Origin of the sequence: Streptococcus sp. 20925_1_22, from assembly GCF_041431685.1 — a bacterium.
Classification (GTDB): Bacteria; Bacillota; Bacilli; order Lactobacillales; family Streptococcaceae; genus Streptococcus.
On record NZ_JAPVYE010000005.1, the window covers coordinates 178,903 to 199,292 of the forward strand.

The following is a 20,390-nucleotide window of genomic DNA, read 5'->3' on the forward strand; positions in this document are numbered from 1 at the left end:
TCCTCCTCATTTACTAGCTAATAATTCAACGATTAACTTATGTTTTCCATTCTTGGAAAGGCCATTTTCTCTTAAAACCTTAAATCTTCCAAATCGTCTAACGCTTATCAAGTCTTCAAGCCCGACCTGCTGGCTGGGATTGTCATTAACAGCATAGTTCATTTTCACATGCTTGCCAGAAATCAGCTGAGCAGCCTGGCTCCTCGATAACTTAAAAGTGCTGGCTACCAACTTATCCAAGCGAAGACTAGATGCTAAAATTTCTCTGGTGACAACCTGCTTCTGCTCTTTCAGCTGCTCTGCAAAGGAAACTTCCTTTAGTCTGACAGGCATCTTTGCTATTTTAGTGACATGGTCTATAAAATACTGAGCAAGTCTTTTATCTACAAAGAACTGAGCACGGTCTCCAACCACAAGAATATCGCCAAAAGTTCGTCTTTCAATCCCTAATTGATTGAGAAGTGTGCCCATAATCTGCGAATGACTGATTTTATAAAATTTGCTTGCATAGGAAATTTCCAGCAAGCTCAATTCAAAATCATCCATATTCAGTTGGTAATAAGAAGGCGCCACAAGAACTCTTGCCAGTTCACTTGGAAAATAATCCGAACTAGCAAAGACTTGCACATCATATTGTTTGCCAATATTCTTCAGTATCGAAACCTGATGGGGATTCAGAAAAGACGTTGTTTCAAAGGCATAGGTATCTTGAACCCGCTGAAGCAGCTCCAAACTCCTATCAATAAACTCTCGATCCTCAGGCGAAAAGTGCTGATATAAATCTTTCATCATAATAACATTAGTAAGATGCTTATTAAATAAAAGACTACACGATTTAAAAGGTTTAAAGCCAGAATTGCAACCCAAACGGTAAAGTCCAGCCCTGCAAATTGCAAGGGAAGACGGCGGAAAAGTTTTAAATACGGTTCTACAATTCGTGTTAGAAACTCTCCGAATTTGGTTTGATAGGCTCCTGGAAACCAAGATAGAAGTGCATAGACAATCAAGGCGATGGTATAAAGATCGAAAAGATTAGAGATGGCACGAATTACAAAATATAACATATCTCTTATCTACTGCGCTTCATATCAAAGTCGAATTCGCTGATTTCAACATCGTTTGGCAGGCGGATATCTTCCACATTTACCACTACATTAATCGGAGTCAGCAAATACATAGTGCTTGCAACTTTTTTCAAATTTCCAGCCAAAACATAACGAGCACCGTCTAGGTAGTCTAAACAGCGACGAGCCTGTACCTCAGTCATATACTGGAAGTCAATCAGGATGCTTTCATTGGCCAAAAGCAGGTCAACAATTTCAGTCGCTTCCTCATATCTCCTCGGATAACGAACATCAATCGTAATCTTTTCATCCGCATTTGCACGGTGCTGAGCCAATTCCTGCTGACGTGCATGCAGTCTGGTAATATTCTCTGTCGAAGATTTCTGTTGTGGCTGTGGTTTAGGCTGTGGCTTGGCTGCAGCAACCGGACGAGGAGCTGGCTTGCTCTCTCTGACTGGCTTAGGCTGAACCAATTCAGGCTTCTGCTTAACAGGCGCTGCAGGTCTGCTGACAGTCTGCTCCTGAACCTCAGTCTCATCTCCATCTTCTGTAAAATAATCTATAAATTTATCAAATCTATCTTTTAATGACATATTTCTTTCCTATTTAAAAAATGCTGTACCAATTCTGACATAGGTCGAGCCATGGGCAATTGCTTCTGGATAATCACGGCTCATTCCCATGCTTAATTCAGAAAAGGGCATATTATTTAACTGTTTCTTTTTTAATTCTTTTTGTAGTTGATGAGCCTTTTCAAAAATTTGGTTCAGCTCCTCATGACTAGCTTCAAACGGAGCCATAGTCATCAATCCCACAATTTGAACATTTTCTAATTTTTCAAGTTCAGGCAGGACAACTTCAAGTTCTTCAATCAAAAAGCCATGCTTGCTCTCTTCTTTAGAAATATTCACCTGCAGGAAACATTTAATCACATGTTGGGCTCGTTTGTCAATCTCCTTGGCCAATTTCACAGAATCTAAAGCGTGAAAGTAATCAACATAGTTAATCACATCCTTGACTTTTCTCCTCTGCAAACTGCCGATCAGGTGCCAGGTCAGATTCTCATCTTTCAGAGCATGGTATTTATCTAGAAATTTATCTACCCGATTTTCTCCAATATGCTGAATACCTGTACGAACAAGCTCCTGAGTTGTTTCGCAGTCAACATATTTGGTAACTGCAATGATATTTACTGAATCTTTCAAACGCTGGGCTTGCTCCGCCGCTTGAGCGACGGATTGAAAGACCAACTCTTTATTATTCTGCAAATTCATGATTTAGATTAACGATTTCTGAAGAACGGAGGTGTTTCCAATTCATCATCATCTTCATTAGTTTCTGCATAGCGCTCCACGCGGGCTGACGAACTTGGTTCAGCCTGACGAACAATCGCTTCGCGGCGAAGATCCCAATCACCAAAGGCTGAACCTTTAGGCGCATCCGTTCTTTGACGGCTTGGAGCCGGAATATCAACCGTTTCGGTCATATCAAAGTTTCGTTCAAACTGCCCTGAGCGAACTTCGCGGTTTGGCTCAACTTGCTGCGGACGGCTTGGACTAGTAGGTTGTGGTGTCTGACGAATGCCGCTGACCTTTTCAACCTTATCCTGACGGACACCAGTAGCTACAACAGTCACGCGGATTTCATCCTTCATAGACTCATCAATCGCAGTACCGAGCCAGATGTTCACACCATGACCTGCTGCTTGGTTGACAATTTCTGAAGCTTCTTCAGCTTCAATCAAGGTCATATCTAGGCCACCAGTAACGTTGACAATTACGTCCTCTGCACCATCAATGGTTGTTTCCAAAAGAGGTGAGTAGATAGCTTTGCGAGCAGCTTCGATAACGCGTTCTTCACCGCTACCAACACCAATTCCCATCAAAGCATTACCCTTGTCTGCCATAACTGTTTTCACGTCGGCAAAGTCAAGGTTAATCAGTCCTGGGCTGGTAATCAAGTCAGTAATCCCTTGGACACCTTGGCGAAGAACATTATCTGCTTCACTGAGTGCTTCAAGGAGCGGAGTCTTCTTGTCTACAATTTCAAGCAAGTTGTTATTTGAGATAATCAAGAGTGTATCTACATGTTCGCGAAGTTCGTTGATTCCTTCTACTGCAAAGGTTCCACGCTTACTTCCTTCAAAACCGAAAGGACGTGTAACTACCGCAACAGTCAGAGCACCAACATTTTTTGCGATACGAGCAATCACTGGAGCAGCACCTGTCCCAGATCCACCACCCATACCAGCAGTGATGAAGACCATATCTGCTCCTTGCAGAGCTTCGGTCAGGACTTCTTCGCTTTCTTCAGCTGCCTTACGTCCTACTTCAGGCTGACCTCCGGCACCGAGCCCGCGAGTCAGTTTAGGACCGAGCTGAATCACTGTTTCAGCTTTGGCACTGCTAAGAGCTTGAACATCTGTATTTGCTGCGATGAATTCAACACCAGCAACACCTTCATCAATCATTCGGTTGATGGCATTACCGCCACCTCCACCGACACCAATAACTTTAATTACTGCGCCTTGTGCAGCAGCAGCGTCAAATGAAAATGTCATATTCTCTGTATTCTCCTTAATCAAACATTTTGCCAATTAGGTTGCGCATCCGATCTGTAATACCGGTTTTTGGTTCTTGGTTTGGCACATCAGCACTGGCAACTGGAACTTCTTGGACCGGCTCCTCAGGAATCTCATCAGCTGGTTGAGGTTCAAAGCGTGGTACTGACTGAGCAGGACGGTCAAAGGATACAGGTCGATGGCGCAGTTGCTCATCACCATGAACAGCAACCTGAGCCAGCATATCCACATCTGTTAAGTTTCCGGCATACTCTGACAGGCTGATAACATGTGCAAAGGCTGGATTGCGAATGCCGATTTGATTTGGCACATAAAGCTTGACATTCACGCCAAACACTTCCTGAGCCAGCTCAACCACTCCTGGAAGAATAGCTGCTCCACCAATAATCACAATACCGCCTGGCAACTCTAGAAGATGCCTTCTATCCAAATCGCGTTTGATTTGCTCAAAAATGTGTTGGATACGAGCAGAAATAATTTCAGCCAGATACTTTTCAGTTACTTCAACCGGCTCAATCTCGCCAATCACTTCTACTTGGAAGGACTCTGTGCCAGCTTCAGGAACATAAGCAGAACCATAGTTAAACTTGAGACTTTCAGCCAACTTTTGCGAAGTCTTCAAAACCTTGGAGATGTCCTTGGTTACATAGTCGCCACCTTCTTGGTATATATTCGTATATTGAAGCTCTTGACCTCTAACAGAAGCCACTGTAGTTTGGCCGCCGCCCATATCAATGACAGTTGCCCCAAACTCACGTTCCCCTTCGTTCAAGATTGACTTAGTCATAGCCAATGGGGAGATAATAACGTTCTCAAGCTGAACTCCCGCACGCTCCACTGTCTTACGGAGGTTGTGGAGAATAGTCCGTGGTCCAGTGTAGAGAAGTCCACGCATTTCTAAGCGAATCCCCATCATACCGCGTGGGTCACGAATCCCTTGGAAACCATCCACTACAAACTCTTCTGGGATGAAAGTAATCACTTCGCGGTCAGGAGTCATACTCTTAGTCAGAGCAGATCTAACAACATTCTCTACATCTGTATCTGTGATTTCCTTAGAATCACTAGTCACAGGAATCATACCCTGAGTAGGCTCAATCTGTAAGAGATTAGCCGGAAGTCCGACGTTAACTAAACCAATTGAAATGCCTGCCTTTTCTTCTGCTTGAGAAATAGCTGTCTTAATGGCAGCAGCAGCAGCCTCAATATCAACAATAATTCCATCTTTAACGCCAGCGCTTTTTGCATTGCTGACCCCAATAACATTCATTTCATCGTTGATGTGCTCTGCCACCAACACTTTAATTGAGCTAGTTCCTATATCTAATCCAGTAAAAAAGCCGTCTCTAGCCATTACACCAGTCCTCTCTATCTTCCATGTTTCCGGTCTATACTAATAACGCTAAAAATTAGAGTTACCCAAGCTTTATTATAACATAAAGAAACTGAAAATGCGCAGTTTTTCTACATATAATTTAGCGATTTTCGGTATTTACCGGGTTTTCTGTCGAATTTTGCGGCTCTGCAGGTTCTTCTTCCTGACTTTCTGTCACCTGCCCAGCCGCTTGCTCTGTTTGCTGTCCAGTCGGGTCCTCTTCTGTTTTCTGCTTTTCTTCGTCAGAAGAAGACGGCTCGTTTTGAGCTCCTTCAACATAACTAAAAATCCCTGCTTCCATATCTACAACACTAGGTACCCCCTCTTCCAGCTGCGATTGGATTCCCTTGTAATATGGCAGTTTTTTGGCAATATGTGAAATTGGTACCAAAATTTTATTGCCATCATGCATGGTCAGCGTAACCAAGTCCGGTGTCACCTTGCTTGGAGTCAACTGAACTGTCTTAATATTTTTCTTGATCGAAGCCGGTACCTTTTCAATTTGAAGGGCAAATTCCTTAATCAATTTTTTATCTGAAAACTCTATCGAAATATGGGTTTCCGGCATAGAATCTACAGCAGTCGGGTCCGAAATAATCTCCCCATTTGTCAGAATAGGATAATACTGGCCACCCTCATGCAGATAGGCCAGAACTCCGTACTCCTTGACCTTTACCTGAAAAGTAATCGGAAACTGATAAGCCATCTCTAGGTTGTTAATCCAAGGACTAGACGCTTTCATATTGCGGATATGATTGCCGCCATTGATAAAGGTTGTTAAAGTATAGTCTTTCTCATCAATCTTACTGCTTTTGAGCAGGTCTTCCTGACTGACCATTTGATTCCCTGAAAATTTGATAGTCTTCATGGTCGCCAGTGGTGTCAAAAAATAAACTGACATGATAAAAATCAAGCCACTGCCCAGCAAAACCGGCAGTGCTCGATAAATATGAACCCTTGAAATATTCACCTTAGCAGCTTCTTTTTCTGCCTTTTTCTGAAGTTTCTCCAGTTTTTTGCGCTCTTTCTCGCTCAATTCAGTCTCTAGCTCAGGTTCGGATGAGTCATCTTCCAAATATTCTGTTTCTTCCTCTTCATAGGATGAGTCATCTTCTTCCGTCTCTTCAGCTATTTCTCCGCCTTCGATTGAGTTCCCAGCTTCAGCTTCTTTTGCTTCCTCTTTTTCCAGCTCCTTTTGTTTACTGGCCTCTTCCTGAGCCTTCTTTTCAAGATATTCTTTATTTCGTTTCTGCCATTCAGAGAGGTGCTCACTTACCTCTTCCTTTGGCTCATCATTGTTTTTCTTGCTCATTTCTTTCCCTTGTCAATATCCGCTTTCAATAAAGCATAAAATTCATCTACAGACTTGATTTCCTGAGAATTTTTCATAGCTTGATGATAAGAAGCTTGGTTCGCCAAAAGGTCATCAAGAACTGTCTGTAAATGGCTCATATCCAGCTGTTCCTCTGCCAATTGCTTGGCATATCCCTTTTTCACAAAATAATCCGCATTTTCAATCTGATCGCCGCGGCTGGCTTCGCGTCCCAGAGGAACGATAATATGCAGCTTAGCCATAGCCAAGAGCTCAAAGATTGTATTGGAACCGCCGCGAGTCACCACTACATCTGCCAAGTCCATCAAAGGCTGGTAGAGCTCTGTCACATAGGCTCTGCGAAAGAGACGGTCAGACAGAACATCCAAACTTGCATCGCCTGTCAGATTGATAACGTTGTAGCGTTCGGTCAGCACAGCTTGATTCTGGCTGACAAAGTCATTAAAGACCTTAGCACCAGCAGAACCACCGACAAAAAGCAGAGTAGGCAGCTCTTTATCAAAATACTGACGGATTTCTTCTAGTTCCTGCGGTGGGACTGACTCTTGGTTACCGACCTTGGTCACAGCTCCGACATGCTCAATCTTGGTCAGACTGGAAGGTTGCTCAAAGGTCGCATACATCTTGGTCGCACACTTATAGGCGATTTTATTGGCCAAGCCAATGGATAGATCCGACTCATGAACATATACAGGCACTCCTGACAGTCGGGCTGCAATCACGGGCGGAACGGATACAAAGCCTCCCTTAGAAAAGAGAGCCTGCGGCCGTACCTTGAGCATAATACCCAGCGACTGGAAAATACCCCAGACGACCTTAAAGCCATCCAGCAGATTCTGCCATGAAAAGTAGCGGCGAAGCTTGCCCGTAGCTACCGAATGGAAGGTCACGTCTAGTCCAGACTTTTGGATTTCCTGATACTCAATCCCATGCTTATCACCAATATAGTGGACCTGCCAGCCTTCTTTGATAAATTTCGGAATCAGGAGAAGGTTGAGGGTTACATGCCCGACCGTTCCTCCACCTGTAAATACAATCTTTTTCATCTTAAACTTTTAATTCTTCAAATGCAGCGAGAAATTCATCGCCACGGACTTCAAAATTACTATACATATCCCAGCTGGCATTGGCAGGACTAAGCAAGACAATGTCTCCTGGCTCCGCTTGCGCAAAGGCCTTATGAGCCGCATCCTGGACATCAGTCGCATCCAGATAAGAAACGCCAGCCTGATCAGCCGCTCTCTTTACACGCGGAGCTGATTGTCCTAAGATAACCATTTTCTTGAGCCCTTTGAGGTCAGGCACCAACTCGTCAAATTCATTGCCACGGTCCAAGCCACCCGCAATTAGAATCACCTTGCTATTGTCAAAACCAGATAAGGCTTTCTGGGTTGCCAAGATATTGGTAGACTTACTGTCATTGTAAAAGGCAACCTCATTTACCTGCCCCACATACTGAAGACGGTGCTTAACACCCCCAAAAGCTGACAAGACTTCTTTAATCGTCTGATTGTCAATGCCACGCAGTTTGGCCACTGCAATCGTAGCCAGAGCGTTTTCAACATTGTGACTGCCAGGAACGCCGATTTCAGCCACCTGCATAATCGCTTCTCCACGGAAGGTCAAGACATCACCCTCTAAATAGGCACCATCCACCTTTTCAGTCGTTGAAAAAGGCATAACAGTAGCCTGAGTCTGGCTAGCCATTTCCTTGGCCCAGTCTTGATTGAAATTCAAAACCAGATAATCATCAGCTGTCATGTTTTTCTGGATATTCCACTTAGCAGCTGCATATTCCTCAACAGAGCCGTGATAATCCAAATGAGTCGGCATGAGGTTGGTAATAACAGCGATTTGCGGATGAAAATCTTCAATCCCTATCAACTGGAAGGAAGACAGTTCCATGACCAACGTATCTTTGCTGCTGGCTGTTTGGGCTACCTGACTAGCAGGAAAGCCGATATTACCAGACAAGAGACCATTTTGACCACCAGCTGTCAAGACTTGCGCAATCATGGTTGTGGTCGTCGTTTTGCCATTTGAACCCGTAATACCAATAATCGGCGCTTCTGAAATGAGATAAGCCAACTCTACTTCAGTGATAACAGGAATCTTCTTTTCAAGAGCTCGAACGACCATAGCATTGTCATAAGGAATACCTGGATTTTTCACCATTAGTTCAAAATCTTCGTCCAGCAACTCCAAGGGATGACCTCCTGTCACCACTTTAATACCTTCTTCTAGCAAAGATTGGGCAGCAGGATTTTCCTCGAAAGGTTTACCGTCATTAACCGTCACGATGGCTCCTAATTTATCTAAAAGGCGAGCTGCTGACTCACCCGACTTGGCCAATCCCAGGACCAAGACCTTCTTATTGGCAAAATTTGCTATTTTTTTCATAAGCAACCTCTTCCATTCATACTTCACTCTATTTTACCTTTTTTTGTGAAAATAAAAAAGACATAGGAGTCTTTTATTTTCGACTGTAAGCAAGTTTTGAAAAAAATGATATGTTTTCATCTATTTGAAATATTTTGTAACATAAACCTATTGTTTTTGTAAAAATATAAATTAACAAAAAAGCAAGATCTCAAAACATCTATCCGACCTTCTAAGTTCTTGCTCATTTATTATTCTTCATCAAAATTCTTTTTTGATTTTTTAGGCGGCTTGAGACGATTAATATCCCGCAAAGCCAAGACGGTCACTACGGATAGGCCGAAACCTACAAAATATTCAGCCGGCAACTGGAAAATTTTAAAAATGCCTAAGCCAAATAAGATAATCAAGGCCACAATCAGTAAAACCATAGTCACAGCATTAACAGTCCCTTTAATACTGGATGGAACAGCAAAAATGTAGAAAAAGAGGATTAAAATCCCAATGATAAGATAAACCATCTTGCTGCTCCTTTCCCTTTTGCTTATTCAGCTGCAGCTGATTTTTTCTTTTTATTGGCTTTTTCGCGTTCTTGTTTGTTCAAAATTTGCTTACGTAGACGAATAGATTCTGGTGTTACTTCCATGTACTCATCGTCGTTCAAGAATTCCAAAGATTCCTCCAAGGTCAAGATACGAGGTGTCTTGATAACTGCTGTCTGGTCCTTGGTTGCAGAACGAACGTTAGTCATCTGTTTAGCTTTGGTGATATTAACAGTCAAGTCATTTTCACGAGAGTTTTCACCGATGATCATTCCTTCGTAAACCTCAGTACCTGGGTTGACAAAGATAGTTCCGCGCTCTTCGATAGACATGATAGAGTAGGTCGTTGCCTTACCAGCATCAATAGATACCAGAGCACCGCGGTGACGGCCACCAATTTCACCTGGAATCAATGGCAAGTATTGGTCGAAGGTATGGTTCATGATACCGTAACCACGGGTCATTGACAAGAACTCAGTTGAGTATCCGATCAAACCACGCGCTGGAACAAGGAAGACCAAACGAGTTTGACCATTACCAGTTGAAATCATATCCAACATTTCACCCTTACGTTCAGAAAGACTTTGGATAACAGATCCTTGGTATTCTTCTGGAGTATCGATTTGGACGCGCTCAAATGGCTCGCACTTAACGCCATCGATTTCTTTTACGATAACTTCTGGACGAGATACTTGCAACTCATATCCTTCACGACGCATGGTTTCGATCAGGATTGACAAGTGCAATTCGCCACGACCTGAAACGGTCCACTTATCTGGTGAATCTGTTGGATCAACACGAAGGGATACGTCTGTTTGCAGTTCAGCTTGCAAGCGTTCTTCAACCTTACGAGAAGTTACCCATTTCCCTTCGCGACCAGCAAATGGTGAGTTGTTTACCAAGAAGGTCATTTGAAGTGTTGGTTCATCGATGTGAAGGATTGGAAGAGGTTCAATGGCATCTGTTGGAGTAATCGTTTCACCAACAAAGATATCTTCCATACCTGAAACAGCAATCAAGTCACCTGCTTTGGCTTCATTGATTTCACGACGTTCCAAACCAAAGAAACCAAAGAGTTTTGTGACACGGAAGTTCTTGGTGGTGCCATCTAGTTTAGAAAGAGTAACTTGGTCCCCAACCTTAACAGTACCACGGAAGACACGCCCGATACCGATACGACCTACGAAGTCATTGTAGTCCAAGAGTGAGACTTGGAACTGCAAAGGCTCATCTGAGTTGTCCACTGGAGCAGGGATATGGTCGATAATGGTATCAAAGATTGGTGCCATTGTTTTTTCTTGATCAGCTGGATCGTCTGACAATGAAGAAGTTCCATTGATAGCTGAAGCATAAACAACTGGGAAATCAAGCTGATCATCATCTGCACCAAGCTCGATAAAGAGTTCCAAAACTTCGTCCACTACTTCTGCTGGGCGAGCTGATGGTTTGTCGATTTTGTTGACAACAACAATTGGGACAAGGTCTTGTTCCAGAGCTTTTTTCAATACGAAACGAGTTTGTGGCATGGTTCCTTCGTAGGCATCTACCACCAAAACAACACCGTCAACCATTTTCATGATACGCTCAACTTCTCCACCGAAGTCCGCGTGTCCTGGTGTGTCCATGATATTGATACGAGTTCCATTGTAAGCAACGGCTGTATTTTTAGCAAGGATCGTAATACCGCGCTCTTTTTCGATATCGTTTGAGTCCATAGCACGCTCTGCCAACTCTGTACGAGCATCAAGAGTTTCAGACTGCTTCAATAATTCGTCAACGAGGGTTGTTTTCCCGTGGTCAACGTGGGCGATAATCGCAATGTTACGGATATCTTCTCTTAATTTTGTCATGATTTCCTCTGAATTTTTAAATTTTATTTCTAACTGAACAATTATACCACAGACGCAGGCAAAAAACACGGCTTTGATAAGTGTAAATGTTTTCATTAAAAAATATGGGAGCTGCATGAGTATTTGCATTTCCCATCCTGAAAATTTATGATATGATTTAGAAAAAAACAAGGAAAACAGATGCGCCTCGACCAACTGCTGGCTGCCAATCATATCAGCCGAAAAAAGATGAAACAAAGCCTTTTGCAAAAACAGATTTTAGTGGATGGTAAGCCCGCCTGCAAACTCAGCCAAAACGTTGATACCGGCCTGCAGCAGATTACTTTTCAAGGAAAACAGGTCAGCGGTCCTGCCCACCATTACTACATGCTGAATAAACCCGCAGGTGCAGTCACTGCCAATCGTGACGCTGAAAAATTGACTGTCCTGGATTTGCTGGATAAGGAGATAGAAAAAGAAAATCTTTACTCTATCGGACGGCTGGATAGAGATACAGAAGGACTTCTTTTGATTACCGATAATGGTCCTTTGGGATTTCAGCTGCTGCACCCTCAATATCATGTCGAAAAAACTTACTATGTAGAAGTCAATGGACCTTTAACCTCTCAGGATAAAATTGCCTTTCAAGAAGGCATTCGCTTTTTAGACGGCACCATCTGTCAGCCCGCCCAGCTCTCTATCCTCTCCAGCAGCTCCAGTCTGAGCCGTGCTACCGTCAAGATTTCCGAGGGGAAATTCCACCAGATTAAAAAGATGTTTCTGGCAATTGGTGTCAAGGTCACCTATCTCAAGCGAATTCAATTCGGAGATTTTACATTAGACCCAGATCTAGCAAAAGGCGATTACCATGCTTTGAACCAAGAAGAATTAGGGATTATTAAAAAACATTTAGAGAAAAGTCGGTAAAACAAAAAAGCTTTAAAAATAAAGCTTTTTTGTTAGTAGCCTGCTCCGTTCATAAGTACCATGACATTTAGAATCCAAACAATTACGGAAATTACAATCCCTACGATACCCAGAATTTTTTCTGTTTTATAGTCTAATTTAGACTCTTTTTGCTGTGAATTAGCCAACACCAAACCTATAATACCCAAAATAAGACCTACCAATGGAATGAAAAAACCAAAGATGATAGATAGGATACCTAAAACAAGAGAGGATTTTTTCTTTTCTTGCATGTTCTAAAAACTCCTTAAAATTAATATTAATTTATTATAACATAAGAAACTGGCTTTGTATATATAATGCGACAAATTTTTGATTTATGTTAACTAGCCTTAACCTTGCCATTCCAAGAATCCAACCCATAAGAAAGAATATAGATTTCTTTAAATCCTTGTTTTTTCAGATACAGAGCCGCATTGGTTACGCGCTGACCACGACTATTTTCATAGAGGAGAACAGCCTTGTCCTTGCGAAGTGCACCGACACTATCCTTGAGCTGCTGAGATGGAATATTGCGAGCGCCTAAGATATGCTTCCGGTGAAAATCTGATGGATCCCGCAGATCAACCAACTGACCTTGGCGAATCAAATCTTCAAATTCCCCGTTATCCACGATTTTTGCTGCCTGACGAAGGCGCAAATAATTAAAGCCCATCCAGCCAATTATTCCTAAAAGTACCGCCCACAAAATCCAAATTGTCATCTCAAGTCTCCTTTTTCTTTTCTAAATATTCTAACTCTAAGCGATGTTCTCGGCGCAAGACAGCCTCCGCCTCAAAATAAGCTAGCTTATCCATTAGACCGGCGTCGTAAATTCTCTTCAGCTCGATTTTCATCATTTCAATATCGTAAAGGCGTTTGCCCATATAGATAATGATTCCGAAACTTTTAAGAAATTGCTGAACATCATACAGGGTTTTCATGAGCTATATTTTATCAGATTTTCCAGCGCTTTTCAAGATGAAAAAAGCAGAAAGGAAAGCCTGTTTCCTTTCTGCTTCGCATGGATCATTTTTATAAACCTGGTGCTTGACCAATTTCAGCTGTCAGCATCCAGATAGTCTTTTCAAGGTCAGCCTTGGCACCGACAAAGATATCATTGGTTACATCGTCCCCTTCTTCGTCTGTTACATCCAAAGCTTCTTGGTAAAGACTTGTCAGATAACGGAAAATCTCAATCACACGCGCCAGACTTTCTTCTACATTCTTGCTAAATTCACCAGCTTTTTCTTCGATCTTACTATGTTGGATAAACTCGGTCAAGGTAGAATAAGGCTTGCCTCCCAGTGTAATCAAGCGCTCGCTAACTTCATCCAAGGTTGCATCCAAAGTTTCCATATATTCATCCATTTTTGGATGCCAAACCATGAAACCTGCGCCACGCATATACCAGTGAACTTGGTGAAGAGCAATATGAGCTGTATAAAGGTCTGCCACTACTTGATTAAGAATAGCCTTAGTCTTTGGCAAAGCCTTTTGATTGCTGAAAGTTGCTACGTCAGTTGCTGCACCATTTTTTACTTGTGTCATTGTATTTACCTCGTTTTTATTTATAATGATTCTAATCTTTTTAGATTATGATTTAATTATAATGCTTCTAAATAAGAAAGTCAAGACAAAAGATTCAAAAAAAGACTTTATTAGAAAAGTTGCAAAATTTCAGAATTTTTCTGTTTAAAATTACGAATAAATAAGTATGATTCACCTATACTTTTTTATCGTTGGTACTGTCTTTGCCTCATTCCTAGGCTTGGTCATCGACCGCTTCCCAGAGCAGTCTATCATCGCTCCAGCTAGCCATTGTAATGCCTGCGGGAAAAGACTAGCCCCCCGTGATTTGATTCCTATTTTTTCTCAAATCTTAAATCTTCTTCGTTGCCGCTTCTGTGGAGACAAGATTCCCTTACGCTATTTATTTTTTGAATGTATCTTGGGCGGTCTTTTTCTGGCAACCTCACTTGGCACGATTTCCCTCAGTCAACTCCTACTACTCACCATGGGCTTAAACCTAGCCATCTACGATCAAAGAGAGCAGCAATATCCCCTGATGGTCTGGCTGGTTTTTCAGCTCTTGCTGATGATGACAGCAGGCGTCAATCTTCTCATGCTCTTCTTTTTAGCCATAGGACTTCTAGCCTTCTTTTATAATCTTCGTATTGGAGCTGGCGACTTTCTATTTCTCGCTTCTTGCTCAGCCATTTTCAGCCTAACGGAGACTCTCATCCTTATCCAAATCGCTAGCTTCGCTGGTCTCGCCTGTTTTTGCTTTAAAAAGAAAAAAGACAGGCTAGCTTTTGTACCTTGTCTTTTGTTTGGTGTGGTAGTGATTATTTCTTATAAATCCCTACTCTTTTACTGAACCGGAACCCAAAGCTCAACTTCTGCATCCATAGGATTCCCGTTTAAAAGTATTTCTAAGATAATTCCATCTTGGTAAAGGGAACTGCTTTCTTCCTCAAAAAAGTTATCCTCCAATTGGTCAAACAGGAGTCTTGATTTTTCACTACTGGCTGAACTTACTAAATAATCTTTCTCTGGGACGAGAATGCTTTCGTAGCCTGCCACAGCATTCTTTGCCGCAACTCCTGCATAGTATTGAATACCATCTTTATGAGGAACAATCAAAGCATAGCCTTTTTTGTCTAGAGAATGGGGCATCAATTTCCCGAGCATTCCTTCTTTAAATAACTGAGCATAGAACGCCGTTTTCTCTTTAGAATAGTGCTGTTCATGAACCGTAGTTCCTTCTATCAAAATACTCCTGCCAATCAGGGTAAACGATGGTTTGGTTTGATGTTTCATTATATGAACTCCTTTCTTTATGGTATAATCATAACAAAAGTAATATGACATCTATCTGTCATATTTAAGGAGAAAATCATGAAAATTGACCGTCAAATGGGAATCATTTCTCATTTAGTAAATCAACGAAAAACAACAGCTAAAGAACTATCAGAACTTTTTAAAGTCAGCACCCGAACTATTATGAGAGATATTGATGATTTATCTCTTGCAGGAATTCCTCTCTATGTAATGAAAGGAAAAAACGGAGGCATTTTTCTTATGGAAGACTTCCAAACTGATAAACCTCCCCTGACCCAATCCGAACGACTTTCAATAGAATCCGGTTTAAAAAGTCGCTATCAAGTTTTGGAAGACGCCTCTACTTTCAACGCTATATTGAAATTAAATGCTACCAATACATACTCTGATTTCGAAATTGATTTGTCTCTATCTCAAGGGAACTTGGAAATACGAACTTTGATTTTTAAGTTATTGGAAGCTATCAGAGGTAGAGTAAAAATAAAATTTTCCTATATTAATTCACAAGGACTGGTGAGTCAAAAAAATTGTGAGCCTTACCGTATCGTCTATAAGGACCGGAGTTGGTATATGGATGCCTACGATACTGAAAAAGCGCGTTTTTCTGTTTTTAAAGTTTCTAGAATTAGTGAACTTACTCTCTCTGATACTTTTTCAAAAAGACATTTTACACCACTTCCCTATGATGGTGGTACATGGATGAATGAAAACAAAGTACCTGTCATCCTGCATGTCCAGAAAATTGTCCTTGACCGGTTTGTGGAACTCTTAGGCTATAATGCCATAAAACCTATTAATAGCGATATTTACGAGATTACTTATCCTTTAAACGACAATGATTGGGGATACAATACCTTGCTTGCTTTTGGAAAATATATCACTGTTATATCTCCTAAGCATTTCTTGAAACATTTCACCATCTATATAGATACCATTCATAAGCAATATCCAAACTAATATTCAATCAACATAAAAAATCAAACGTTTCTTAAAAATGAATTATACGAAACTTACTTTTTTATGGTGATAAAATTCAAGAACATGGGTCAGGCTCTAGTTCTTATCCAAATCGCTAGCTTCTCTGGCCTCGCCTGCTTCTGCTTTAAAAATAAAAAAGACAGGCTGGCATTTGTACCCTGTCTTTTGTTTGGTGTGGTAGTGATTATTTCTTATAAGCTGCTGCTTCTTGGATAAAGGCTGCTATGCTGGCGTCCTTTTCATGAAGAGCTTTGACAATCTTAGATCCAACAATAACTCCATCTGAGACTTGATTGAAGCGGTCAACATCCTCTAAAGTTGAAACGCCAAAGCCCGTCAGTACTGGAATCTCTGCAATATCATGGAGTTTACTCAAATGCTGGTCCAAATCATTGCGGTAGCTTCCGCTCTTACCTGTCACACCGTTGATAGCTACAGCGTAGATAAAACCTTCTGCTTCCTTGATCAGCTCCTGCTGACGTTCTACGCCAGTCGTCAGGCTTACTAAAGGAATAAGAGCAAGATCTGAATCTTCCAGCAGAGGCAGAATAAAGTCCCTGTGCTCATAGGGCAGATCCGGAATAATCAATCCTTTAACCGGTGTCCTAGCCAAATCCTTGACAAAATCTTTGAGACCGTATTGGAAAATAGGATTAAAGTAGGTCATGATGATAAGAGGCAGCTGAGTGTCCAACTTCTGCAAGCTTGCCACTAAAGACTTGGTCGAAGTATGGTGACCCAGGCTCCTCAGACCAGCTTCTTCAATAACCGGCCCATCTGCAACAGGATCTGAAAACGGCAGACCGATTTCAATGGCTGACACGCCCAAGTTTTCCAAAAATGAGATAGTTTCTGGTAATCCCTCTAAACCTTTCTCATGATCACCAGCCATGATATAAGGAAGGAAAATTCCCTTACCTGATTTTTTGATGGCCTCTAAATGCTGAGTGAGTGTTTTAGTCATGGGCACCTCCTTTTTGAGCCGCTTCTTTTTCCAAGCGTTCCTTTACCTGAACGACATCCTTGTCACCACGGCCGGATAGGCAGACAATCATTGATTTATCTGGTCCCAACTCCTTAGCCAGCTTAACTGCGTAAGCAATAGCGTGGCTAGACTCTAGAGCAGGGATAATCCCTTCAATACGAGACAAAAGCTGGAAGACTTCCAAGGCTTCTTCATCCGTGACTGGCACATAAGTGGCGCGCTGGATAGCATTAAAATGAGAATGTTCAGGACCGATGCCCGGATAGTCTAGCCCGGCAGAGATAGAGAAAGCTTCCAGAATCTGCCCTTGCTCATCCTGCAAGACATCCATCAAGGCTCCGTGTAAAACCCCCGGGCGGCCCTTGGTTAAGGTCGCAGCATGTTCATCTGTATCCACGCCCCGCCCAGCTGCTTCTGTTCCATACATAGCAACTGAGCTATCGTCTACAAAGGGATAAAAGAGCCCAATAGCATTGGAACCACCGCCAACGCAGGCGACTAAAGCATCGGGTAAGGCACCTGCATTTTGCTCAGCAAACTGACGCTTGGCCTCACGTCCAATCACACTCTGATAGTCGCGGACAATCTCTGGGAAGGGATGGGGCCCCAAGGCTGAGCCCATAATATAGTGAGTATCATCGACCTGAGCCACCCAAGCTCGCAAGGCAGCATTGACTGCATCCTTGAGGACTCGAGAGCCATCGGTCACAGACTCTACCTTGGCTCCCAGAAGTTCCATACGAAAGACATTGAGTGCTTGGCGCTTGACATCTTCTTCACCCATGTAGATAGTACAGTCCATGTTGAAAAGGGCTGCAGCTGTGGCGGTTGCGACTCCATGCTGACCCGCACCAGTCTCGGCAATAATTTTCTTCTTGCCCATCCGCTTGGCTAATAGAACCTGCCCTAGGGCATTATTGATTTTATGGGCCCCGGTATGGTTGAGGTCTTCCCGCTTCAGATAAATCTTAGCACCGCCAGCATAGGCTGTCAGATTTTTAGCAAAATAGAGAGGATTCTCCCGCCCTACATACTGTTTTAGCAACTCATCCAGCTCAGCCTGAAAGGCTGGGTCTTTTTTACTCTCACGGTAGGCTTTATCCAGCTCCAAAACTGCTGTCATCAGCGTTTCTGGAACAAAACGCCCGCCAAACTCACCGTAAAATCCTTCTTGATTGGGTTGATTATATACCATATTTCACTCTTTCTATAAATTCTGTTATCTTTTCTAAATCCTTCTGGCCGTCAGTCTCGACCCCGCTTGAGACATCTACTGCGTAAGGGGCGAAGTGCTGAATCGCTTCTCGGACATTCCCTGCATTCAAACCACCGGCGATAAAGAAGGGCTGGTGGATTTGTTCTTTATCAAAAGCTTGCCAGTCAAAGGTCTGACCACTACCAGCAAGTGGGGCATCAAAGAGCAGGTAGTCCGCTTGTTGGCTGACTCCTTTTAAGGCTCCCTTGACCTGATAAGCTCGAATAACCGGACGGCCGATCTCAGTCAGAAGCTCTTCATTAAAATCGCCATGAATCTGCACCAAATCCAGATTTGCCACCGAAATAGTTTCCTGCAGCTCCGCCAAACTCGGAGAGACAAAAACTCCCACCTTTCGGACAGCAGGCGGCACCAAGGCAGATAGCTTCTGAGCTTGCTCCAAACCGACCCTCCGACGGCTCTCAGCAAAGACAAATCCAATGTAATCCGCACCACTCTGGCATGCCGTTTCCACAGCGCTGGCCGTTGATAAGCCGCAAATCTTAACCTTTGTCAATTTTCAGCTCCTTGATTTTTTCTGCTACATTCTCAGCCTGCATCAGGGCTGTTCCGACTAAAACCGCATGGAAATAAGGAGCTACTAGCTCAGCATCTTCCTTGCTGAAAATAGCGGACTCAGACACGTAAACCCTGTCATCTTTGAAATGGGCAGATAGCTGAAGACTTGTATTGATATCAGTCTCAAAAGTAACTAGATTGCGGTTATTGACACCTATTATCTGTGCTCCTATTCTATGGGCAGTTTCCAGCTCCGCCAGATTATGGGTTTCGACCAGAACTTCCAAGCCTAAACCTGTCGCAAAATCATAGAGTTCTTGCAGCCGCTTTTCAGACAAGGCAGCCACAATCAGAAGAATAACTGTCGCTCCAGCATTGCGGGCACGAACAATCTGCTTTTCATCAATAATAAAGTCCTTATTGAGGGTCGGAATGGTCACTTGACTGGAAATCTCTCTCAGGTAATCCAGATGTCCTTTGAAGAAAATCTCATCTGTCAAAACCGAAATCATAGCTGCACCGCATCGTTCATAGGTGCGAGCCTGCTCAACAATATCCACACCGAGATTAATATCTCCCAGACTTGGACTGGCTTTTTTGACCTCAGCAATTAACTGCAGCTCTTGAGGATGGTTTTTAAGATATTCATAGAGGGAATAGGTCGAGCGCAGAGGTTGCAGCTCTTCATAGGACATAGCCGCCACTTCCTGCTCTTTTTGCTTTAGAATGGTCGGGAGAAATTCTTTGCTCATTTCTGATACTCCTGTAGTTGCTTGAGTTTTTCATAGGCTACGCCACTAGCGATCACTTGGCGGGCCAAAGCTATTCCTTCTTCTATGCTGTCTGATTTCCCATTAGCATAGAAGCCCAATCCCGCATTCAGCACTGTCGTTTCTAGATAGGGGCTGGCTTGATTTTGCAGGACAGATAGCAGAATTTCTGCATTTTCCTTGGCATTGCCTCCACGAATCACTTCAAGAGATATTTCTTCCATGCCAATATCTGATGGCAGAAAGCTGTGCAGGCTGATTTGCCCATCTGCCAGCAGAGCGTACTGGGTTCGGCCATGAAGACCTGCCTCGTCTAGACCATCTGGCCCCGACACGACTACTGCACGCTTGCGGCCCATATTTTTCAAAACTTCTGCTGTGCTCTCTAGCATATCTGGCCGGCTGGTTCCCAAAAGCTGAGTTTCTAGACTCATGGGATGGATGAGCGGACCAGTTAGATTCATGATAGTGGGAATGCCGAGGCTAAGACGGGCTGGCATGATGTATTTCATGGCTGGGTGCATATTCTTTGCAAAGAGAAAGACGATACCTGTCTGCTCAAAAACCTTGCCCAAGCTAGCAGCATCCAAGTCTAGATTGATACCCAGAGCTTCTAAGACATCAGCTGAGCCTGACTTAGAAGAAATGGAGCGATTTCCGTGCTTAGCCATCTTAATCCCGCCACCTGCCAGTACAAAAGCTGCCGTAGTTGAAATATTGAAGCTGAAAGACTTATCCCCGCCCGTACCGCAATTGTCCATGGCAGTGCGAATAGTGGTCGGAATCTGCTTAGCGTGGCCTCGCATTACCTGCGCCAAAGCCGTTCGTTCCTCAATTGTCTCCCCCTTCATCTTGAGCCCCAGCAAGAAAGCTACAATTTGAGACTCTGTCACCCGTCCGGTGACAATACGCTCAATCACATCTGTCATCTCAGCGCTGCTTAAATCCTTAAAATCAGCTAGTTTTGCAATAATCTCTTTCATACACGCTC

The 20,390-nt window shown here is 43.0% G+C and carries 24 protein-coding genes; 3 read left to right on the forward strand and 21 right to left on the reverse strand.

What is annotated here, in order from left to right; genetic code table 11:
* Window positions 1-6: 6 nt before the first annotated feature.
* The 11 genes from O3621_RS08605 to typA all read right to left on the reverse strand — a co-directional run bounded on the left by O3621_RS08605 (window position 7) and on the right by typA (window position 11,124).
* Window positions 7-792 carry an RNA-binding protein gene (locus tag O3621_RS08605; protein ID WP_371514062.1) on the reverse strand — a complete coding sequence of 262 codons (786 nt, stop codon included), beginning with the start codon at window positions 790-792 and terminating at the stop codon, window positions 7-9.
* Window positions 789-1,064 (reverse strand): YggT family protein, encoded by a 276-nt coding sequence (locus O3621_RS08610; protein WP_002929696.1) that lies wholly within the window; start codon window positions 1,062-1,064, stop codon window positions 789-791. Before O3621_RS08610 ends, O3621_RS08605 begins: the two co-directional genes overlap by 4 nt.
* A gap of 5 nt (window positions 1,065-1,069) precedes the next feature.
* Window positions 1,070-1,657 (reverse strand): cell division protein SepF, encoded by a 588-nt coding sequence (locus tag O3621_RS08615; protein ID WP_002896164.1) that lies wholly within the window; start codon window positions 1,655-1,657, stop codon window positions 1,070-1,072.
* A gap of 9 nt (window positions 1,658-1,666) precedes the next feature.
* A complete protein-coding gene (locus O3621_RS08620; RefSeq protein WP_002915703.1) occupies window positions 1,667-2,338 on the reverse strand; it encodes a YggS family pyridoxal phosphate-dependent enzyme in 672 nt (223 codons plus the stop codon).
* Between the two features lie 8 nt (window positions 2,339-2,346).
* Window positions 2,347-3,624, reverse strand: coding sequence for a cell division protein FtsZ (ftsZ, locus tag O3621_RS08625; RefSeq protein WP_011836648.1), 1,278 nt, complete (start codon window positions 3,622-3,624; stop codon window positions 2,347-2,349).
* A gap of 16 nt (window positions 3,625-3,640) precedes the next feature.
* Window positions 3,641-4,999: a cell division protein FtsA gene (gene ftsA, locus O3621_RS08630; RefSeq protein ID WP_314449710.1), complete on the reverse strand. Its 1,359-nt coding sequence runs from the start codon at window positions 4,997-4,999 to the stop codon at window positions 3,641-3,643.
* 121 nt (window positions 5,000-5,120) lie between these two features.
* Window positions 5,121-6,332, reverse strand: a complete 1,212-nt coding sequence (locus O3621_RS08635) for a cell division protein FtsQ/DivIB (protein ID WP_061592101.1) — start codon at window positions 6,330-6,332, stop codon at window positions 5,121-5,123.
* Window positions 6,329-7,399: a UDP-N-acetylglucosamine--N-acetylmuramyl-(pentapeptide) pyrophosphoryl-undecaprenol N-acetylglucosamine transferase gene (locus tag O3621_RS08640; RefSeq protein ID WP_371514063.1), complete on the reverse strand. Its 1,071-nt coding sequence runs from the start codon at window positions 7,397-7,399 to the stop codon at window positions 6,329-6,331. Before O3621_RS08640 ends, O3621_RS08635 begins: the two co-directional genes overlap by 4 nt.
* Before the next feature lies 1 nt (window position 7,400).
* The gene (murD, locus tag O3621_RS08645; RefSeq protein WP_101771132.1) at window positions 7,401-8,753 is read right to left on the reverse strand and encodes a UDP-N-acetylmuramoyl-L-alanine--D-glutamate ligase; all 1,353 of its coding nucleotides are present in this window, start codon (window positions 8,751-8,753) and stop codon (window positions 7,401-7,403) included.
* A gap of 230 nt (window positions 8,754-8,983) precedes the next feature.
* The gene (locus tag O3621_RS08650) at window positions 8,984-9,253 is read right to left on the reverse strand and encodes a DUF3165 family protein (protein ID WP_002898040.1); all 270 of its coding nucleotides are present in this window, start codon (window positions 9,251-9,253) and stop codon (window positions 8,984-8,986) included.
* A gap of 23 nt (window positions 9,254-9,276) precedes the next feature.
* Entirely contained in the window at window positions 9,277-11,124 is a 1,848-nt protein-coding gene (gene typA, locus O3621_RS08655) for a translational GTPase TypA (protein ID WP_002932699.1), read from the reverse strand.
* A gap of 180 nt (window positions 11,125-11,304) precedes the next feature.
* Here typA and O3621_RS08660 point away from each other — a divergent pair, with 180 nt between their 5' ends.
* Window positions 11,305-12,030 carry a pseudouridine synthase gene (locus O3621_RS08660; protein ID WP_125330355.1) on the forward strand — a complete coding sequence of 242 codons (726 nt, stop codon included), beginning with the start codon at window positions 11,305-11,307 and terminating at the stop codon, window positions 12,028-12,030.
* A 32-nt stretch (window positions 12,031-12,062) separates the two neighbouring features.
* On the opposite strand, the gene O3621_RS08665 is transcribed toward O3621_RS08660, so the two are convergent.
* From O3621_RS08665 to O3621_RS08680, 4 genes are all read right to left on the reverse strand, one after another.
* Window positions 12,063-12,302, reverse strand: coding sequence for a DUF4190 domain-containing protein (locus tag O3621_RS08665; protein ID WP_101771131.1), 240 nt, complete (start codon window positions 12,300-12,302; stop codon window positions 12,063-12,065).
* Between the two features lie 89 nt (window positions 12,303-12,391).
* Window positions 12,392-12,772, reverse strand: a complete 381-nt coding sequence (locus O3621_RS08670; RefSeq protein WP_002900929.1) for a rhodanese-like domain-containing protein — start codon at window positions 12,770-12,772, stop codon at window positions 12,392-12,394.
* A 1-nt stretch (window position 12,773) separates the two neighbouring features.
* Window positions 12,774-12,992 (reverse strand): YqgQ family protein, encoded by a 219-nt coding sequence (locus tag O3621_RS08675; RefSeq protein WP_002898045.1) that lies wholly within the window; start codon window positions 12,990-12,992, stop codon window positions 12,774-12,776.
* A 91-nt stretch (window positions 12,993-13,083) separates the two neighbouring features.
* Complete coding sequence (locus O3621_RS08680) at window positions 13,084-13,599, reverse strand: DNA starvation/stationary phase protection protein (RefSeq protein ID WP_061592105.1); 516 nt, start codon at window positions 13,597-13,599, stop codon at window positions 13,084-13,086.
* Between the two features lie 166 nt (window positions 13,600-13,765).
* On the opposite strand from O3621_RS08680, the gene O3621_RS08685 reads away from it, so the two are divergent.
* Window positions 13,766-14,428 carry an A24 family peptidase gene (locus tag O3621_RS08685; RefSeq protein WP_061592106.1) on the forward strand — a complete coding sequence of 221 codons (663 nt, stop codon included), beginning with the start codon at window positions 13,766-13,768 and terminating at the stop codon, window positions 14,426-14,428.
* On the opposite strand, the gene O3621_RS08690 is transcribed toward O3621_RS08685, so the two are convergent.
* Window positions 14,422-14,871, reverse strand: a complete 450-nt coding sequence (locus tag O3621_RS08690; RefSeq protein ID WP_081102952.1) for an effector binding domain-containing protein — start codon at window positions 14,869-14,871, stop codon at window positions 14,422-14,424. The two genes, O3621_RS08685 and O3621_RS08690, sit on opposite strands and share 7 nt — an antisense overlap.
* A gap of 78 nt (window positions 14,872-14,949) precedes the next feature.
* On the opposite strand from O3621_RS08690, the gene O3621_RS08695 reads away from it, so the two are divergent.
* On the forward strand, window positions 14,950-15,849 hold the full coding sequence (locus tag O3621_RS08695; protein ID WP_061592108.1) for a YafY family protein: 900 nt from the start codon (window positions 14,950-14,952) through the stop codon (window positions 15,847-15,849).
* Window positions 15,850-16,054: 205 nt separating this feature from the next.
* Here O3621_RS08695 and trpA read toward each other — a convergent pair whose 3' ends face one another.
* From trpA to trpD, 5 genes are read right to left on the reverse strand one after another with little or no spacing between them, the layout of a single operon-like run.
* Complete coding sequence (trpA, locus tag O3621_RS08700; RefSeq protein ID WP_061592109.1) at window positions 16,055-16,834, reverse strand: tryptophan synthase subunit alpha; 780 nt, start codon at window positions 16,832-16,834, stop codon at window positions 16,055-16,057.
* Window positions 16,827-18,050, reverse strand: a complete 1,224-nt coding sequence (gene trpB, locus O3621_RS08705; RefSeq protein ID WP_061592110.1) for a tryptophan synthase subunit beta — start codon at window positions 18,048-18,050, stop codon at window positions 16,827-16,829. The genes trpA and trpB overlap by 8 nt, the downstream gene beginning before the upstream one ends.
* Window positions 18,040-18,627, reverse strand: coding sequence for a phosphoribosylanthranilate isomerase (locus O3621_RS08710; protein WP_004187907.1), 588 nt, complete (start codon window positions 18,625-18,627; stop codon window positions 18,040-18,042). Before O3621_RS08710 ends, trpB begins: the two co-directional genes overlap by 11 nt.
* On the reverse strand, window positions 18,614-19,381 hold the full coding sequence (trpC, locus tag O3621_RS08715; protein WP_011836635.1) for an indole-3-glycerol phosphate synthase TrpC: 768 nt from the start codon (window positions 19,379-19,381) through the stop codon (window positions 18,614-18,616). Before trpC ends, O3621_RS08710 begins: the two co-directional genes overlap by 14 nt.
* Complete coding sequence (gene trpD / locus O3621_RS08720; RefSeq protein WP_002911946.1) at window positions 19,378-20,382, reverse strand: anthranilate phosphoribosyltransferase; 1,005 nt, start codon at window positions 20,380-20,382, stop codon at window positions 19,378-19,380. Before trpD ends, trpC begins: the two co-directional genes overlap by 4 nt.
* Window positions 20,383-20,390: the final 8 nt, after the last annotated feature.

Bases quoted from the DNA above. Each gene is read 5' to 3' on its own strand.
- O3621_RS08605 (WP_371514062.1), bottom strand. From the start codon at position 792: ATGATGAAAGATTTATATCAGCACTTTTCGCCTGAGGATCGAGAGTTT.
- O3621_RS08610 (WP_002929696.1), bottom strand. From the start codon at position 1,064: ATGTTATATTTTGTAATTCGTGCCATCTCTAATCTTTTCGATCTTTAT.
- O3621_RS08615 (WP_002896164.1), bottom strand. From the start codon at position 1,657: ATGTCATTAAAAGATAGATTTGATAAATTTATAGATTATTTTACAGAA.
- O3621_RS08620 (WP_002915703.1), bottom strand. From the start codon at position 2,338: ATGAATTTGCAGAATAATAAAGAGTTGGTCTTTCAATCCGTCGCTCAA.
- ftsZ (WP_011836648.1), bottom strand. From the start codon at position 3,624: ATGACATTTTCATTTGACGCTGCTGCTGCACAAGGCGCAGTAATTAAA.
- ftsA (WP_314449710.1), bottom strand. From the start codon at position 4,999: ATGGCTAGAGACGGCTTTTTTACTGGATTAGATATAGGAACTAGCTCA.
- O3621_RS08635 (WP_061592101.1), bottom strand. From the start codon at position 6,332: ATGAGCAAGAAAAACAATGATGAGCCAAAGGAAGAGGTAAGTGAGCAC.
- O3621_RS08640 (WP_371514063.1), bottom strand. From the start codon at position 7,399: ATGAAAAAGATTGTATTTACAGGTGGAGGAACGGTCGGGCATGTAACC.
- murD (WP_101771132.1), bottom strand. From the start codon at position 8,753: ATGAAAAAAATAGCAAATTTTGCCAATAAGAAGGTCTTGGTCCTGGGA.
- O3621_RS08650 (WP_002898040.1), bottom strand. From the start codon at position 9,253: ATGGTTTATCTTATCATTGGGATTTTAATCCTCTTTTTCTACATTTTT.
- typA (WP_002932699.1), bottom strand. From the start codon at position 11,124: ATGACAAAATTAAGAGAAGATATCCGTAACATTGCGATTATCGCCCAC.
- O3621_RS08660 (WP_125330355.1), top strand. From the start codon at position 11,305: ATGCGCCTCGACCAACTGCTGGCTGCCAATCATATCAGCCGAAAAAAG.
- O3621_RS08665 (WP_101771131.1), bottom strand. From the start codon at position 12,302: ATGCAAGAAAAGAAAAAATCCTCTCTTGTTTTAGGTATCCTATCTATC.
- O3621_RS08670 (WP_002900929.1), bottom strand. From the start codon at position 12,772: ATGACAATTTGGATTTTGTGGGCGGTACTTTTAGGAATAATTGGCTGG.
- O3621_RS08675 (WP_002898045.1), bottom strand. From the start codon at position 12,992: ATGAAAACCCTGTATGATGTTCAGCAATTTCTTAAAAGTTTCGGAATC.
- O3621_RS08680 (WP_061592105.1), bottom strand. From the start codon at position 13,599: ATGACACAAGTAAAAAATGGTGCAGCAACTGACGTAGCAACTTTCAGC.
- O3621_RS08685 (WP_061592106.1), top strand. From the start codon at position 13,766: ATGATTCACCTATACTTTTTTATCGTTGGTACTGTCTTTGCCTCATTC.
- O3621_RS08690 (WP_081102952.1), bottom strand. From the start codon at position 14,871: ATGAAACATCAAACCAAACCATCGTTTACCCTGATTGGCAGGAGTATT.
- O3621_RS08695 (WP_061592108.1), top strand. From the start codon at position 14,950: ATGAAAATTGACCGTCAAATGGGAATCATTTCTCATTTAGTAAATCAA.
- trpA (WP_061592109.1), bottom strand. From the start codon at position 16,834: ATGACTAAAACACTCACTCAGCATTTAGAGGCCATCAAAAAATCAGGT.
- trpB (WP_061592110.1), bottom strand. From the start codon at position 18,050: ATGGTATATAATCAACCCAATCAAGAAGGATTTTACGGTGAGTTTGGC.
- trpC (WP_011836635.1), bottom strand. From the start codon at position 19,381: ATGAGCAAAGAATTTCTCCCGACCATTCTAAAGCAAAAAGAGCAGGAA.
- trpD (WP_002911946.1), bottom strand. From the start codon at position 20,382: ATGAAAGAGATTATTGCAAAACTAGCTGATTTTAAGGATTTAAGCAGC.